The organism is Phyllobacterium sp. T2-21 (genome assembly GCF_055378485.1).
Genome location: NZ_AP027912.1, coordinates 404,470 through 419,154 on the forward strand (window position 1 = coordinate 404,470; position 14,685 = coordinate 419,154).

A 14,685-nucleotide genomic window follows, 5' to 3' on the forward strand; every position below is an offset into this window, starting at 1 on the left:
GCTGGTCCGCGCCCTGTAAGGGGGCCGCTTCATTGAAGAGGTTCATTCATGGCTCGTAATGCTGACGGCGCACTCGTCCTTTTTTCCGGCGGGCAGGATTCTGCAACCTGTCTTGCCTGGGCGCTCTCCCGGTTTGACCGGGTGGAGACGGTTGGCTTCGACTATGGCCAGCGCCACAGGGTGGAACTGGACGTGCGCAATGATTTCCGCGCCGAAGTGATCCACCGGTTTCCCGATTGGGCGGAACGCCTTGGCGACGATCACCGGCTCGAAGCAGGCGTCATCGGCCAGCTCGGCGCTACCGGGATGACCGAAGACATTGCCATCGAGATGGCAGAGAACGGCCTGCCCAACACATTCGTGCCCGGCCGCAACCTTTTGTTTTTCACGCTTGCCGCTGCCCTCGCCTACCGGCGCGGATTGCGCGTCGTCGTCGGCGGCATGTGCGAGACGGACTATTCCGGCTATCCCGACTGCCGCGACGACACGCTCAAGGCACAACAGGTCGCCCTTTCACTGGGACTGGATCGCCGCATCACCATCGAAACCCCGCTGATGTGGCTGGACAAGGCTGAAACCTTCGCACTGGCTCGCGACATAGGCGGCGAACCGCTGCTCGATATGATCATTGAAAACACCCACACCTGCTATCTCGGCGACCGCTCGGCCCGCCATGCCTGGGGCTATGGCTGCGGCACCTGCCCGGCCTGCGCCCTGCGTTCCGGCGGCTGGTCCAAATTCAAGGCGGAAGCCGCATGACTTACGCCGTCAAGGAAATTTATCTGACGCTGCAGGGCGAGGGCAACCATACCGGCCGCGCCGCGGTGTTCATGCGCTTTGCCGGGTGCAATCTCTGGTCCGGGCTTGAACGCGACCGGGCGGACGCCCAGTGCCGGTTCTGCGATACGGATTTCGTTGGCGTGGATGGCCCCGGCGGTGGCAAGTTCAAAACCGCCGACGCGCTTGCCGATGCCGTTGCCGGCGCCTGGCCAAAAAGCGCTCGCTCCAAGGGCAAGCCCTATGTCATCTGCACCGGCGGCGAACCGCTGCTGCAGCTAGACAAGCCGTTGATCGACGCCTTCCACGCGAGAGGCTTCGAAGTCGGCGTCGAGACCAACGGCACGATTGCAGCGCCTGATGGCATTGACTGGATTTGCGTGTCGCCAAAGGCCGATACCACACTTGTCCAGACCAGCGGTCACGAGCTCAAGCTTGTCTATCCCCAGGCGGAAGCCCGGACCGATCCGGCCTATTTCGAACGCCTTTCCTTTCAGCATTTCTATTTGCAGCCTCTTGACGTCATCGGTGATCCGGCGCAAACCGCCCGGCATGTGGCATCTGCAGCGGCCTATTGCCTCGCCCATCCGCTTTGGCGGCTGAGCACGCAGACACATAAACTGATCGGCTTGCCCTGAGGGCAGGCTTTTTTGGCGGGCGCCTGTATTGCGCCAGAGCTGACGGGAAAAACCATGAGAATCTTTATCGACTTCAATTTTGAAGCGGCTCACCATCTGCCGCACTCTTTTCCAGACGGGCATGTCAACCAGCGCCTGCACGGACACAGTTTTCGCGTCCGCGTCAGCCTGCAGGGCCGGCCGGACCCCAAAACCGGGCTGATCGCCGATCTTGGCGCGGTCAAGATCACGGTCGACAGCGCAAAAGACGCATTGGATCATCGCTATCTCAACGAAATTGCCGGACTGGAGTTGCCGACGCTTGAAACCATCGCCATATGGCTGTGGCGGCGTATTGCTCCGGACCTTCCGGCGCTGGCCGAGATCGGCATTTACCGCGACAGCTGCGGTGAAGGCTGTGAATATCAGGGCGAATTTGAAACACTGGAGGAAGCGGCATGAGTCATTACGCAGAACAGGCAACGATGCTGGGCAAGGATGTTCCCATCCCGCATCATCCCGATGAAGCCTTGCTCGACGCTGTCCCCAACCCGCAGGCGGGGACGCTGTTTCTGGCGCGTTTCACCTGCCCGGAATTCACCTCGCTGTGTCCCGTGACCGGCCAGCCGGATTTCGGCCATCTGGTTATCGATTACGCGCCGGACCAGGCCCTGGTCGAATCCAAGTCGCTGAAGCTTTTTCTGACCAGCTTCCGCAACCACGGCGCCTTTCACGAGGATTGCACCGTGAATATTGGCAAACGCATCGTGGAGGCGGTCAAGCCGCTCTGGCTGCGCATCGGCGGTTACTGGTATCCGCGCGGCGGTATCCCCATCGATGTCTTCTGGCAGACCGGGCCGGTACCGGAGGGTCTGTGGCTGCCGGACCAGGGCGTGCCCACCTATCGCGGCCGCGGCTGACCAGGATACAGAGGGAGACGATCCAATGGCTGAACTCAGGGTAAGAACACGGGATGTCGGCGCCACGGCCGTTCTGGAGCGAGGCGGTCAACCCGTTGTCACATCCCATACGGGCGGCGTGCTCAACGTCGCTCACGCGGTTTCGGAGCAGGGTTTTGCACCCCTTGATCTGCTCTACGCATCGCTGTCCGCCTGCCTGGTGCTCAGCGCCAAAATGGCGGCGTCGCGGCTCGGCGTTGCCGACAAGCTGGAGGCGGTTCAAGCGCATGTTACGGGCGACAAGGCCAAGGACGGTCTTTCACGCGTTGACCATTTCCATATAGCCTTCACCATCACCGGCGATATTGATGACGCGACAAAGCATGCGATCGTCGAGGCCGCCGAGAACGAGATTTGCACCGTAAGCAACACGCTGCGCGGCGATCCGGCCTTCACGACAACGTTGAGCTAATCCGCCTTCCGGCGAGAAAGCGCGGTAAAAAAGTTATAAAAAACGGGGCCAGTGGCCCCGTTTTTTATGGAGTTACACAGGAAATGGCGCGAAGCCTATTTCCACTCGCGAATATCGACGAAATGACCGGCGATTGCGGCGGCGGCGGCCATGGCCGGCGAAACGAGATGCGTACGGCCCTTGAAACCCTGACGGCCCTCGAAATTACGGTTCGACGTGGACGCACAGCGCTCGCCCGGCTTCAGCCGGTCGTCATTCATGGCAAGACACATCGAGCAGCCCGGCTCGCGCCAGTCAAAACCGGCAGCCCTGAAAATCTTGTCGAGGCCTTCCGCTTCCGCCTGCTCCTTGACCAGGCCCGAACCCGGAACGATCATGGCATCGACGGTTTCCGCAACCTTGCGGCCTTCGACAACCTTGGCGACAGCACGCAGATCCTCGATACGGCCGTTGGTGCACGAGCCGATAAAGACCCGATCAAGCTTGATCTCGGTCATCGGTGTGCCCGGCTTCAGACCCATGTAGTCCAGTGCGCGCCACTTCGACGTACGCTTGTTCTCGTCGGTGATTTCGTCAGGATTAGGCACGGCACCGGTAATCGAGATCACATCTTCCGGCGACGATCCCCAGGAAACGATTGGCGGCAGGTCGGCGGCATTGAGCACGACCACCTTATCGAAATGGGCACCCTCATCGGACTTCAGTGTCTTCCAGTACTCGACCGCCTGATCGAACGCTTCACCCTTCGGCGCGCGCGGCTTGTCCTTCACATAGGCAAAGGTTGTTTCGTCGGGCGCAATCAGGCCTGCGCGGGCGCCGCCTTCGATCGACATGTTGCAGATCGTCATGCGGCCTTCCATCGACAGCGCGCGGATGGCTTCGCCGGCATACTCGATGACATAGCCGGTGCCGCCAGCGGTGCCGATCTCGCCGATAATGGCAAGGATGATGTCCTTGGCGGTGACGCCGGCCGGCAGAACGCCATCAACACGCACCAGCATGTTCTTGGCTTTTGACTGGATCAGCGTCTGCGTTGCCAGCACGTGCTCGACTTCCGACGTGCCGATGCCATGGGCAAGCGCACCGAAGGCACCATGCGTCGATGTATGGCTGTCGCCACACACGATGGTCATGCCCGGAAGCGTGAAGCCCTGCTCCGGTCCGATGATGTGGACGATGCCCTGGCGGATATCCTTCTCGGAATAATATTCCACGCCGAAATCCGCAGCATTCTTGGCCAATGCTTCGACCTGGATACGGCTTTCCTCGTTCTTGATGCCGTTGACGCGATCCGGCGAGGTCGGCACATTATGGTCGACGACAGCCAGTGTCTTTTCCGGATGCCGGACCTTGCGGTTGGTAAGGCGCAAGCCTTCGAAAGCCTGCGGGCTGGTCACTTCATGCACAAGGTGACGATCAATATAGAGAAGGCAGGTGCCATCGGCCTGCTGATCAACCAGATGATCATCCCAGATCTTGTCATAGAGTGTACGTGGCGCAGTCATCGCGATATCCTCGGCAATGGTAGGTGCTGTAAGATTATGTCGTGGACATATGCACTCGGTGCCCACTTACGTCAAGAAACAAGCGATAAAAGTAATATTTCGGCGACAAAGCGCCGCGACCGGCACCCGATTCTCCATGATTTTGAGGCGATTCTCCCGGCATCGTTATGAGCCACGCGCAGCTCAGGTCCGATCATTCAGCCGCGCTTCTAGCCAACGCAGGCCCAGGGACAGGCTGATCGTCAGGATCAGGTAGACATAGGCAACGACGGAATAGGTTTCGAAAAAGCGGAACGAACCCGAGGCGTAGACCTTGCCCATTTGCGTCACGTCGACAACGCCAAGCACCGATACGAGCGACGAATCCTTCACCATCGAGATGAAGTCGTTGCCATAGGGCGGCAGAATGGTGCGCAAGGCCTGGGGCATCACGATCAGCCAGAAGCGCTGGAACCGTTTCAGCCCGAGTGACTTGGCCGCCTCGATCTGTCCCGCATCGACGGCCTGGATCCCCGCGCGAAAAATTTCCGCCAGAAATGCCGCATAGGCAAGTGTCAGGGCAATGATCGCGCGCCACAGAAGTGAAAAACCCCGCACCTGCAAGGGCTCGAACAGGCCGGCGCTCTGCAGCGGATGGGTGAGGAAATTCCACAGGGCGACAACTGCCGGAGCCCCGACAAAGGCGATGTAGAACAGGAGAACCAGCAGAGGAATTCCGCGAACGATTTCGACGTAGAACCGGGCGGTCTGCCGTAGGACGATATGTTCCGAGAGGCTCATCAGCGCGAGCAGAAGGCCGAGCCCCGATGCGAGCAGGAATGCCAGGAGCGAGACCCAGATGGTGATCCAGATGCCTTGCGAGACCGTGGAGAACACCTGCCCGTAGATATCGCTGACGAGGATGGCTATGCCGAGCACAACAGCGATGGCCGCGGCAACGGCCAGCCACCAGGGGAAGTCCTTCCTGACGAAAGGACTTCTGTTCTGTGAGGGAACTGACAACCGGCCGCCTACTTGCCGAGCTTGTAGTCGAGGAACCACTTTTTGTTGAGGGCGTCGAACGTGCCGTCGGCCTTCAAGACTTCGATGGCGGCATTCACCGGACCGACGAGATCCGAGCCCTTGGCGAAGATGAAGCCGAAATCCTCAGCACCCAACGGGCCGCCAACGAGCTTCAGCGCGCCGCCCGACGCGTCTACGTAGCCCTTTGCCCGCCGTACTGTCAGTCAAGACCACGTCAACGTCGCCGGTCTTGAGAGCCTGGATCGTCGCGCCAAACGTTTCGAACAGCTTGATACGCGGATTCTGCTCGTTACCGTCAAGCAGATTGTAGACGGCCACGTAGAAATTGGTCGTACCCGGCTGGGCGCCGACGAGACCGTCTTTAATTTCACCAAAGGTCTTTGCATCAGAAAAGCGCTTTTCATCAGCGCGAACCAGCATGAATTGCTCTGAACGCATGTAGGGTTCGGAAAAATCCACCTTCTGCTTGCGCTCGTCATTGATGGTGATGCCGGTCATGCCGATCTGGTACTGATTGTCGGCCACGGCCTGAATCATCGCATCCCAGCTGGTATTCAGATATTCCACTTTGAAATTCAACCGTTTGGCGATTTCGTTCATGGCATCATATTCCCAGCCGACCGGCTTGCCGGTTTTGGGATCGACAAATTGCAGCGGCGGATAGGCGTTTTCCGTCACAACCGCAACTTTCTTGCCGCCAAGATCGGGAAGGGGAGCCGCCAGCGCGGAAAATGGAACCATGGCGAGTGCTAGCCCCGCCAGAAAAACGGATCGCAAGTTCATGTCAGACCTCTAATATTGCGTTTTGATCAAGCGAAGCACAAATTTCATTTTATGAAGGCCCCGTCAATCCCCGAACGGCATGCAACTGCTTTATTCGCTATCGCGCAAGCACGATTTTTTCAACCGCGCAAGGAAATGGAAACAGCCTTGCTCGAAACAAAAAAGGCGGTCCGAAGACCGCCTTTTCAAACTCAAAACAATCGCGCTTATTCAGCAGCGGGTGCCTTGGCAACGGTTTCTTCCGTTACCTTTTCGGCTGTACCGGTGACCGGAACAGCGGCTTTGCCCTTGCGGTTGTCCTTCTTTTCGACAATGCGGGCAGCCTTACCGGTCAGGCCGCGCAGGTAGTAGAGCTTCGCGCGGCGAACCTTGCCGCGACGGACGATCTCTACGCCTTCGACCAGCGGGGAAATGATCGGGAATACGCGTTCAACGCCTTCGCCGTAGGAAATCTTGCGAACTGTGAAGTTCTCGTTGATGCCAGCGCCGTTGCGGGCAATGCAGACGCCTTCATAAGCCTGAACGCGGGTACGTGTACCTTCCGTCACGCGAACATTAACGCGGACTGTGTCGCCTGGCTTGAAATCCGGAAGCACGCGCTTGGCTTCGATTTTTGCTCTCTGTTCGAGATCGAGCTGACGAATAATATCGACGGTCATCGTCTTCATCCTTTTCTTTTTCAAACAGCCAGAGCGCTCAACACTTGCAATGCAGCATCCTGGCCGCATGTCTATGCCTCTGAGGAGGCAGGAGCGAATTCACCATCCATTGATTATCGGACTTGGGATTTTCCCGAGTTCGCGGCCAGATACACCATAAAAGTCCGTTTGTCACCTCTGGCAGCGATTCTTTTTAACGCCGATTGCCACCCGAGTCGAGACGAAGCGGTTTCCGCATGAAAACCCGTTGTGTCTCGTCAAGGCCCCTTTCAATGTGATCCTGCCGGATATGCACCAGCGCGGCACTGAGAGCATCGTCGGGAATATCGGTAAATCCAAGCCGCCGGTAATAGGGCGCATTCCACGGAACATCCCGGAACGTGGACAACAGCAGCCCCATCCTGGCCTCGTTCCGGGCGCGATCCTCCACCAGCCCGATCAGCGCCGATCCGATGCGTTTGCCGGCATGGGCCGGATCCACATCGATCTGTTCGATATAGAGATGATCATCAACCACATCAAAAATCACGAAGGCGACCGGCCGTTTGTCAACCGCAACAAGAAGGCGATTCTGACTTATCCGTTCAAGCAGAAGGGACGCGGATGTAGGATCGTCACTGGCGATGTCTTCCATGCCGACCGTACGGAATCGCACCGCGGAGGCCCGTTCAATGGCCTGGACAGCAGGCACATCCCCTGCATCACCGCTGCGAAACTGCATTGTCCTGATCCTGTTACTTACGCGGCTTCCTGGTCTGCGGATGACGATCCCACAGGTCCGGACGCCGTTCCTGCGTCAGTTTTTCCGCTTCGGCCCTGCGCCATTTCTCAATGGCCCCGTGGTTGCCGGAGAGAAGCACGTCGGGAATGCGGCGCCCTTCCCACTCCTGCGGCTTGGTGTATTGCGGATGCTCCAGCAACCCGGTCTCAAAACTCTCCGTTTCACCCGACTGGGCATTGCCCATCACACCGGGCAAAAGGCGAACGATCGCATCGAGAACAACGATAGCTGCCGTCTCGCCGCCGGAAAGGATGTAATCGCCGATTGAAACTTCTTCAAAGCCGCGCGCTTCGATCAACCGTTCATCGACGCCTTCGAACCGGCCGCACAGAATGATTGCACCGGGGCCCGCAGCAAGTTCGCGCACGCGATCCTGACTCAGCGGTTTACCGCGGGGGCTCATAAAGAGCCGCGGCCGCTCATCTGCCACCGCATCGACGGCACGCGCAAGGACATCTGCCTTCATCACCATGCCAGCCCCGCCGCCGGCTGGCGTGTCGTCCACCATGCGGTGCCGATCCGTGGCGAAATCGCGAATCTGTACGGTTTCAAGCGACCATGCCGTATCGGCCAATGCCTTTCCGGCAAGAGAGACGCCGAGCGGCCCGGGGAACATTTCCGGATAGAGCGTCAGCACCGTCGCCCGGAAACCGGCAGCCTTGCCGCTCATGGCCGCTCTTTCCCGCCATCACCACCCATCTGCCTGCGCCGGTCCTCTTCTTCGTTCTCATCAGGAATAAGCCCGGCGGCCGCGGGATCGATAACGACCTGTCCAGCCTTGATGTCGATATGCGGCACGGCGGCCTGGGTGAACGGAATCAGCATCGGCCGGCGCCCCGGTATTGTCAGCTCGATGAGATCACCGCCACCGAAATTGAACATGGCCGAAACCTTGCCATAGGGATTGCCTGCGCCGTCGACGGCATCGAGCCCGATCAGGTCCGCATGATAGAACTCATCTTCCTCAAGCTCTTCCGGCAGTTGCGAGCGGTCGATAAACAGCGTCGTACCGTTCAGCGCTTCGGCCATGTTACGGTCATTGACCCCGCGGAACCGCACAACGACAACCGTATTGGCCGGGCGGATAGCCAGAATCTCGAAGCTTCTGCCGGTCACATCGTAAAGCAGGCCATAATCGGCAAGCGCCAGCGGATCACCGGTAAACGTCTTGACCCGCACTTCGCCGCGCGTTCCGTGTGCTGCACCGATAACGGCGAGTTGCACTGGATCATTCAATTTTGCCATCGGGCTGTTCCATTCCTATCTTCTCTTCCCGACGAATTACTCTGTCTTTGGCCAAACGCCAAGTGCGAAGGATCAGCCCCCAAGGGAAAGCGAAACGACTCCGTAAGGACTGTCGTGGCATGGTCTACCCCGATACACGGTAAGGAGTATGGCAATGGTGGCACAGCCCCAGAATGCCGAGTTTCTTGTTTCGGCCCGGCCAGACCTCATCGCGGCGCGGGAAGAATGGCTCAGATCACTGAAAAACACCCGGCGTCTGGCGGCCAATACGCTGGAAGCCTATGAGCGCGACACCCGCCAGTTCTTCCAGTTTCTCACCGGCCATCTCGCTGAACCGCCATCCCTGACGGACGTGGCAACCCTGCGGATTGCCGATCTGCGATCCTATCTGGCGCGGCGGCGGAATGACGGTGCCGGTGCGCGCACGCTCGGGCGCGGTCTTGCGGGCATTCGTTCGTTTCTGCGCCATCTGGAAAAACAGGGCATGGCCAATGCAGCAGCTTCCATTGCCATGCGCGCGCCGAAGCAGCCGAAATCCCTGCCCAAGCCACTGACGGCCATCGATGCGCGCCGCGTGGTGGAAAAAGGCGAACAGCTCAATGAGGAACCCTGGATTGCCGCGCGCAATGCGGCGGTGCTGACCCTGCTCTACGGTTGCGGCCTGCGCATTTCCGAAGCACTCAACCTGGACGGCGCCGCCTTGCGTGATGCCTCGGCGCGTTCCATCCCCATCACCGGCAAGGGCGGCAAGACGCGCATGGTGCCGCTCCTGCCCATAGTCCACAGGGCGGTGGAGGAATACCGCACGCTTTGCCCCTACGAACTGGAAGCGGGCAAGCCGCTGTTTCGCGGGGCGCGGGGCGGGGAACTGCATCCGGCCATCATCCAGCGCGACATGCAGAAAATGCGCGGCGCGCTCGGCCTGCCGGAGACCGCGACGCCGCATGCCCTGCGCCATTCCTTCGCGACCCATTTGCTCGGTCGCGGCGGCGATTTGCGCACGATCCAGGAACTGCTCGGCCATGCAAGCCTGTCAACGACGCAGGTCTATACCGGCGTTGATACCGACAGACTGATGGAAATCTACGACAAGGCACATCCCCGCGCCTGAACGGCCCCATATTGATTGTTACAAATAATCTGCAGACTAGTGGTCCGATTCTGACATTCGCTTGGTGCGCGTGATGTCAAATGAGATGCGAATGTCAAATTCGTTCCACTAGCTTTAACGCCTTTTTGTCAAACCCCATATATGCATTGATGATGACCCATTCTGGCCCCACCACTTCTCTTGATCGCATTGCTGAGAGCGCACTGAGGCTCCTGGCTTTTCTGAGCTGGATTCTGCTCGCCTCATTTCTTGTCGTGGCGTTTGGCGCAACCCGCGCCCGTGCGGAGGATGCCTCCTGTGGCGGACGCGATCTCGTCGCTGAAATGGCCAAGTCGGACCCTGCAAAGCTGGCCGCCTTGCGCAAGGAAGCAGCGGCAACGGTGAACGGCAAAGGCATCCTTTGGAAGATCGGAAAGCCGGGAACCAAGCCTTCCTGGCTCTTTGGCACCATGCATTTGACGGATCCGCGCGTGCTCAAGCTTTCAGACGCGGCTCAAACAGCCTATCAGGGGGCGGCAACGGTCGTCATTGAAACCGACGAGGTGCTTGATCCGAAAGCGCCCTTGAAAGTCATGGCGCAGGATCCGGGATTGATGATGTTCACCGACGAGAACACGCTGGAGAAGCTCATTCCAGCTGACAAGCTCGAGGGTGTAAAAGCGGGCCTCGCTGCACGCGGCCTGTCGTTGACGGCGCTCAACAAGATGCAGCCATGGATCGTGACGAGCATGCTGGCCATGCCTCCCTGCGAGCTGACGCGCAGCAAAAGCGGCACAGCCTTCCTCGACGTCAAGCTCGCCCAGGACGCCAAGGCACAGGGCAAGGCGGTCACGGGGCTTGAAACCATCAAGGATCAGCTCAGCGCCATGGCATCCCTGCCGCTGAAATTCCATGTCGAGGGACTTGTCGAGACACTGACACTTGCGCCGAAACTACCCGACATGTTTGAAACCATGACCCTGCTTTACACCAGGGGCGACATAGCCATGATTTTCCCGGTGATACGGTCCATCTCTCCCGATGGCACGGCGAGCGGCGAGAACTATGCCGCGTTCGAGGAAAAGATGGTCAATGCTCGCAACCGCGTCATGGCGGAGCACGCGGTTCCAATTATCGACAAGGGCAATGCCTTCATAGCGGTGGGAGCCTTGCATCTTCCCGGAGAAAAGGGGCTGGTGTCTCTGCTGCGCAGCAAGGGCTTTACGGTCGAGGCGCAATAACCTTAAATTTTGTCACATCTGGCAGAGTGATTCCAAGCCCTTATATAAGGCTGGTCAGCCAGATGATGGGCGATTTCGGAACCTAGGCTGTTCTGAGCCGTTTATTATTCTGAATGCAAAGAGTGTGACGGAGGACATGATGACCTATGATCCCAATTTGCAGCGTCCGGTGGATACGCAGTCCGATCGTGAGCCCAACGCAACTCCATCGGGCGGCAGCGGCTTTCTGATTGCAGGTATTCTGATCGCAGCGTTGATTATCGGCGGTTATTATTATCTGAACAACAGTTCGACCATGGATGGCCCGGAACCGGCAGCACCAACAACGCAGGCGCCTGCGCCGGCAACGCCCGCTCCCACCAATTCGGCCCCAAGCAACAACTAGTTCCAAAGTGCTTTGGAAACCAAAAAGGCCCGAAATTTCGGGCCTTTTCTCATTTTCGTGCTTGGAGATTACATATGAATTGGCTTGGCGAATGTTGCCAGGGCAGCTTCGCGGACGGCTTCTGACATTGTCGGATGCGCATGGGTTGTCCGTGCCAGATCCTCTGACGAACCGCCAAATTCCATCAGGACCGTTGCTTCGTGGATCATCTCGCCGGCGCCAAAGCCGACAATGTGAACGCCAAGCACACGATCGCTCGCCTTATCAGCGAGGATTTTGACAAAGCCATCCGTCTGCAGCATGGCGCGGGCACGGCCATTGGCTGTGAACGGAAACTTTCCGGCCTTGTACTCGATGCCGGCTGCCTTCAACTCTTCTTCAGTTTTTCCGACCGAAGCCACTTCCGGTTGCGTATAGACGACACTCGGAATGGCATCGAAATTCACATGTCCCGCCTGTCCGGCCAGAATCTCGGCAACGGCGATGCCTTCGTCTTCGGCCTTATGCGCCAGCATCGGGCCCTGGACGACGTCGCCGATGGCGTAGATACCCGCGACGTTGGTCTGCCAATGGTCATTGATTGCCACCCGTCCGCGATCATCAACGGCAACACCGGCTTCCTTGAGCCCGAGACCGTCCGTGTAGGGGCGGCGACCGGTGGATACGAGAACGGCATCGGCCGCAATGGTCTGGGCTTCACCGCCCTTGACCGGCTCGAACGTTACCTTGGCTCCCTTGCCGGACTTTTCGACGCCCGTCACCTTGGCACCAAGCTTGAATGCGATTCCCTGCTTCTCCAGCATGCGCTGGAACTGACGCGATACTTCACCATCCATCGGTCCCAGAATCTTGTCGAGATATTCGACAACGGTAACCTTGGCGCCGAGACGTGCCCAGACCGAGCCCAGCTCAAGCCCGATGACGCCGCCGCCAACGACAACCAGATTTTCCGGAACCTTGTCGAAATCCAATGCGCCGGTCGAAGATACGATGACCTTTTCATCGAACTTGACATCGACACCCGGAATGCCGGCGACATCGGAACCGGTGGCAATGACAATGTTCTTCGCCTCGATTTCCTGCACCTTGCCATCGTCGCCAGTGACGGACACCTTACCGGCTGCCACAACCTTGCCGGTCCCCTTGAAGGTGTCGATCTTGTTCTTCTTGAACAGGAAGGCCACGCCGCTGACATTGGACTCAACCGTTGCGTCCTTATGGGCAAGCATCGCCTTCAGGTTGAGCTTTGGCGTGCCAACCTCGACGCCCAGTTTTGCATGGGTGTGGCCAGCCTCGTGAAAGACTTCCGAAGCATGCAACAGTGCCTTGGAGGGGATACAACCGATATTGAGGCAGGTGCCGCCAAATGTATCGCGCTTTTCGATCACCGCAGTCTTCAGGCCGAGCTGTGCAGCCTTGATCGCACAGACATAGCCGCCAGGGCCTGTTCCGATGATGACGACGTCATATGACATGATTCAATCCTTCTGTTCTGACGCAACGCGAAACTATTGTTCGGGCACGCATTCTTTGAAACGGAAGACTTCCCACGGGAAAGCCTCCAAGGGTTTTTCAAGTTTGAAATTGAAGCTGCTCATGGCGCCGGAAAAATCCGGCAAGAGCAATGCCTGGGCTGAAGGCTCCTTGGCCTTTGGCAGGAGCTCGGCATCGGCGCCTTCCTTCAAGGCATAAACCACGCCTTTCCAGACCGTGCATTGTTGCAGCTCTGCACCTGTCGCATCGCCCGCCGGGCATTTGTATCTGATGGTGGCATTGGGCCTGCCGCCATCCTTGTCCCACATGACAACACCATCCATCTTCAGATCGCTGTCATTCATCTTGATCGTGAATTCATCGGAGGTGACCGCTGCGCCATCGTCGGGAACGCTTTTGAAGGTCAGCGTGTAATCATCGTCCCGATCCGTATAGACCGCGTGGTCCTGCAAACACGCCGCGAAAGCTGGCGACGACAGGATGATGCCGAGTGCTGCAAGCAGGGTGACACTTTTTGCGGGACGGAGGCGAAGCAACGCGGTCATCGGTATTCCTAGCTCGCCTGCTGGGTAGCAAGCTTGATACCAAGGCCGATGAAAACCAGACCGGTCACGCGGTTGAACCAGCGTCCCCACGCAACAAAGCGATCCCGTACGGATTGCATGGTGAAGAACGTCGATACGGCAACAAACCAGGCAATCAGCGCGGTTGCCATGAACAGGCCATAGGTTGCCTGCACCAGCGCCGGGGTTTCATGGCTAACCAGCGCTGAGAACAGCGACAGGAAGAAAAGGACCGGCTTGGGGTTGAGCGCATTGGTGACAAATCCCATGAGAAAGCAACGCCAGTCGGAAATGTTCTTTTCCACGGCGTCATCGACGATATCTCCAGGTGCTTCCCCAGATGCTTCCATGCCGGGAGCACGCAGGGCCTTGATGCCCAGATAGAAGAGATAGGCAGCGCCGGCCCATTTCAGCATGCCGAAGAGAAACAGCGATTTGGATACCAGGAGGCCAAGGCCAAGAATGGTATAGCTGATATGGAAGAGCAAAGAGGCACCAATGCCGAAGCTGGTCATGATGGCACTGCGGCGGCCATGCACGATGCTCTGCCGTACAACGATGGCAAAGTCAGCGCCCGGCGAGACGATCATGATCGAGAAGACGGCCATCAGGCCGAGGAACTCATACATGTAGTGCGACATGCTTATTCTCCGGCAGGCGCTTCAAGCGCGGCGTTGAAGGCCCAGACATGACCGAAGGGATCACGAATACGGCCATAGCGGGCATTCCAGAACGTATCCTCGACGGGCATGATCAGTGCCGCACCGGCCGCCACCGCACGGTTCACCGCCGCATCGACATCGGCAGGCCTGGCGAGATTGATGTTCAGCGCAATGCTCGCCCCGCCGCGGGTGACCGGCGACATGACATCGTTCTCACCGTCCGGGTTTTTGTACTCGGGGAATTCGTCGTGCAGCATGATCGAGCCGCCAAACAGCGACAGATTGGCATGCAGCACGCGTTTGCCATCCTCGGTCAGCTGCTTGAAGGTATTTTCGGCACCAAAGGCCTTTTCGTAGAAGGCGATCGCCTCGAGGCCGCCTTTCACGCAGATATGGGGTTCGACAGGTGGGAAATTCGGTGCAAAAGCCATTTTGAATCGCCTTTCATCACGTCATTTTGTGATTGGGCCGCAAGACTAAGTCAATCCG

At 58.4% G+C, this 14,685-nt stretch carries 18 protein-coding genes and 1 pseudogene; 8 read left to right on the forward strand and 11 right to left on the reverse strand.

The features are described 5' to 3' along the window. Positions 1-48 precede the first annotated feature (48 nt). The 5 genes from queC to ACZ5FP_RS02065 are packed head-to-tail and all read left to right on the forward strand — an operon-like array spanning position 49 to position 2,765. On the forward strand, positions 49-759 hold the full coding sequence (gene queC, locus ACZ5FP_RS02045; RefSeq protein WP_464661844.1) for a 7-cyano-7-deazaguanine synthase QueC: 711 nt from the start codon (positions 49-51) through the stop codon (positions 757-759). Beyond that, the gene (queE, locus tag ACZ5FP_RS02050) at positions 756-1,415 is read left to right on the forward strand and encodes a 7-carboxy-7-deazaguanine synthase (protein WP_464661846.1); all 660 of its coding nucleotides are present in this window, start codon (positions 756-758) and stop codon (positions 1,413-1,415) included. The genes queC and queE overlap by 4 nt, the downstream gene beginning before the upstream one ends. A gap of 54 nt (positions 1,416-1,469) precedes the next feature. Then, positions 1,470-1,856, forward strand: a complete 387-nt coding sequence (locus ACZ5FP_RS02055) for a 6-pyruvoyl trahydropterin synthase family protein (protein WP_464661848.1) — start codon at positions 1,470-1,472, stop codon at positions 1,854-1,856. Between the two features lie 23 nt (positions 1,857-1,879). After that, positions 1,880-2,314 carry a preQ(1) synthase gene (gene queF, locus ACZ5FP_RS02060; RefSeq protein ID WP_374042705.1) on the forward strand — a complete coding sequence of 145 codons (435 nt, stop codon included), beginning with the start codon at positions 1,880-1,882 and terminating at the stop codon, positions 2,312-2,314. Positions 2,315-2,339: 25 nt separating this feature from the next. Next, positions 2,340-2,765: an OsmC family protein gene (locus ACZ5FP_RS02065; protein WP_464661850.1), complete on the forward strand. Its 426-nt coding sequence runs from the start codon at positions 2,340-2,342 to the stop codon at positions 2,763-2,765. Positions 2,766-2,860: 95 nt separating this feature from the next. Here ACZ5FP_RS02065 and leuC read toward each other — a convergent pair whose 3' ends face one another. The 7 genes and pseudogenes from leuC to rimM form a co-directional block, all read right to left on the reverse strand. Continuing rightward, positions 2,861-4,270 (reverse strand): 3-isopropylmalate dehydratase large subunit, encoded by a 1,410-nt coding sequence (gene leuC / locus ACZ5FP_RS02070; RefSeq protein ID WP_464661852.1) that lies wholly within the window; start codon positions 4,268-4,270, stop codon positions 2,861-2,863. A gap of 183 nt (positions 4,271-4,453) precedes the next feature. Beyond that, positions 4,454-5,272, reverse strand: coding sequence for an amino acid ABC transporter permease (locus tag ACZ5FP_RS02075; protein ID WP_464661854.1), 819 nt, complete (start codon positions 5,270-5,272; stop codon positions 4,454-4,456). A gap of 8 nt (positions 5,273-5,280) precedes the next feature. Continuing rightward, a pseudogene (locus ACZ5FP_RS02080) lies at positions 5,281-6,076 on the reverse strand (basic amino acid ABC transporter substrate-binding protein). 206 nt (positions 6,077-6,282) lie between these two features. Next, positions 6,283-6,735: a 50S ribosomal protein L19 gene (gene rplS, locus ACZ5FP_RS02085; protein WP_105734617.1), complete on the reverse strand. Its 453-nt coding sequence runs from the start codon at positions 6,733-6,735 to the stop codon at positions 6,283-6,285. A 193-nt stretch (positions 6,736-6,928) separates the two neighbouring features. Next, positions 6,929-7,456: a GNAT family N-acetyltransferase gene (locus ACZ5FP_RS02090; protein WP_464661855.1), complete on the reverse strand. Its 528-nt coding sequence runs from the start codon at positions 7,454-7,456 to the stop codon at positions 6,929-6,931. A gap of 13 nt (positions 7,457-7,469) precedes the next feature. Beyond that, entirely contained in the window at positions 7,470-8,186 is a 717-nt protein-coding gene (gene trmD, locus ACZ5FP_RS02095) for a tRNA (guanosine(37)-N1)-methyltransferase TrmD (protein ID WP_464661856.1), read from the reverse strand. Further along, complete coding sequence (rimM, locus tag ACZ5FP_RS02100; protein ID WP_464661857.1) at positions 8,183-8,761, reverse strand: ribosome maturation factor RimM; 579 nt, start codon at positions 8,759-8,761, stop codon at positions 8,183-8,185. The genes trmD and rimM overlap by 4 nt, the downstream gene beginning before the upstream one ends. 154 nt (positions 8,762-8,915) lie before the next feature. On the opposite strand from rimM, the gene ACZ5FP_RS02105 reads away from it, so the two are divergent. From ACZ5FP_RS02105 to ACZ5FP_RS02115, 3 genes are all read left to right on the forward strand, one after another. Then, a complete protein-coding gene (locus tag ACZ5FP_RS02105; protein ID WP_463013362.1) occupies positions 8,916-9,872 on the forward strand; it encodes a tyrosine recombinase XerC in 957 nt (318 codons plus the stop codon). A 149-nt stretch (positions 9,873-10,021) separates the two neighbouring features. Beyond that, positions 10,022-11,092 carry a TraB/GumN family protein gene (locus ACZ5FP_RS02110; protein ID WP_464661858.1) on the forward strand — a complete coding sequence of 357 codons (1,071 nt, stop codon included), beginning with the start codon at positions 10,022-10,024 and terminating at the stop codon, positions 11,090-11,092. A 136-nt stretch (positions 11,093-11,228) separates the two neighbouring features. Beyond that, a complete protein-coding gene (locus ACZ5FP_RS02115; RefSeq protein WP_464661859.1) occupies positions 11,229-11,477 on the forward strand; it encodes a hypothetical protein in 249 nt (82 codons plus the stop codon). Between the two features lie 68 nt (positions 11,478-11,545). On the opposite strand, the gene lpdA is transcribed toward ACZ5FP_RS02115, so the two are convergent. Genes lpdA through ACZ5FP_RS02135 form a run of 4 tightly spaced genes read right to left on the reverse strand, consistent with a single transcriptional unit; the run spans position 11,546 to position 14,627 of the window. Then, entirely contained in the window at positions 11,546-12,952 is a 1,407-nt protein-coding gene (gene lpdA, locus ACZ5FP_RS02120) for a dihydrolipoyl dehydrogenase (protein WP_464661861.1), read from the reverse strand. Positions 12,953-12,985: 33 nt separating this feature from the next. Then, on the reverse strand, positions 12,986-13,516 hold the full coding sequence (locus ACZ5FP_RS02125; RefSeq protein WP_464661862.1) for a hypothetical protein: 531 nt from the start codon (positions 13,514-13,516) through the stop codon (positions 12,986-12,988). Positions 13,517-13,524: 8 nt separating this feature from the next. Continuing rightward, on the reverse strand, positions 13,525-14,175 hold the full coding sequence (locus ACZ5FP_RS02130; RefSeq protein WP_464661863.1) for a LysE family translocator: 651 nt from the start codon (positions 14,173-14,175) through the stop codon (positions 13,525-13,527). Positions 14,176-14,177: 2 nt separating this feature from the next. Further along, the gene (locus ACZ5FP_RS02135; RefSeq protein WP_464661865.1) at positions 14,178-14,627 is read right to left on the reverse strand and encodes a VOC family protein; all 450 of its coding nucleotides are present in this window, start codon (positions 14,625-14,627) and stop codon (positions 14,178-14,180) included. Between the last annotated feature and the right edge of the window lie 58 nt (positions 14,628-14,685).

Coding starts and splice junctions, on each gene's coding strand:
- lpdA (WP_464661861.1), bottom strand. CDS start 12,952: ATGTCATATGACGTCGTCATCATCGGAACAGGCCCTGGCGGCTATGTC.
- trmD (WP_464661856.1), bottom strand. CDS start 8,186: ATGAGCGGCAAGGCTGCCGGTTTCCGGGCGACGGTGCTGACGCTCTAT.
- ACZ5FP_RS02110 (WP_464661858.1), top strand. CDS start 10,022: ATGATGACCCATTCTGGCCCCACCACTTCTCTTGATCGCATTGCTGAG.
- ACZ5FP_RS02090 (WP_464661855.1), bottom strand. CDS start 7,456: ATGCAGTTTCGCAGCGGTGATGCAGGGGATGTGCCTGCTGTCCAGGCC.
- ACZ5FP_RS02105 (WP_463013362.1), top strand. CDS start 8,916: ATGGTGGCACAGCCCCAGAATGCCGAGTTTCTTGTTTCGGCCCGGCCA.
- ACZ5FP_RS02135 (WP_464661865.1), bottom strand. CDS start 14,627: ATGGCTTTTGCACCGAATTTCCCACCTGTCGAACCCCATATCTGCGTG.
- ACZ5FP_RS02055 (WP_464661848.1), top strand. CDS start 1,470: ATGAGAATCTTTATCGACTTCAATTTTGAAGCGGCTCACCATCTGCCG.
- queF (WP_374042705.1), top strand. CDS start 1,880: ATGCTGGGCAAGGATGTTCCCATCCCGCATCATCCCGATGAAGCCTTG.
- rplS (WP_105734617.1), bottom strand. CDS start 6,735: ATGACCGTCGATATTATTCGTCAGCTCGATCTCGAACAGAGAGCAAAA.
- queC (WP_464661844.1), top strand. CDS start 49: ATGGCTCGTAATGCTGACGGCGCACTCGTCCTTTTTTCCGGCGGGCAG.
- rimM (WP_464661857.1), bottom strand. CDS start 8,761: ATGGCAAAATTGAATGATCCAGTGCAACTCGCCGTTATCGGTGCAGCA.
- ACZ5FP_RS02065 (WP_464661850.1), top strand. CDS start 2,340: ATGGCTGAACTCAGGGTAAGAACACGGGATGTCGGCGCCACGGCCGTT.
- ACZ5FP_RS02115 (WP_464661859.1), top strand. CDS start 11,229: ATGATGACCTATGATCCCAATTTGCAGCGTCCGGTGGATACGCAGTCC.
- queE (WP_464661846.1), top strand. CDS start 756: ATGACTTACGCCGTCAAGGAAATTTATCTGACGCTGCAGGGCGAGGGC.
- ACZ5FP_RS02125 (WP_464661862.1), bottom strand. CDS start 13,516: ATGACCGCGTTGCTTCGCCTCCGTCCCGCAAAAAGTGTCACCCTGCTT.
- leuC (WP_464661852.1), bottom strand. CDS start 4,270: ATGACTGCGCCACGTACACTCTATGACAAGATCTGGGATGATCATCTG.
- ACZ5FP_RS02130 (WP_464661863.1), bottom strand. CDS start 14,175: ATGTCGCACTACATGTATGAGTTCCTCGGCCTGATGGCCGTCTTCTCG.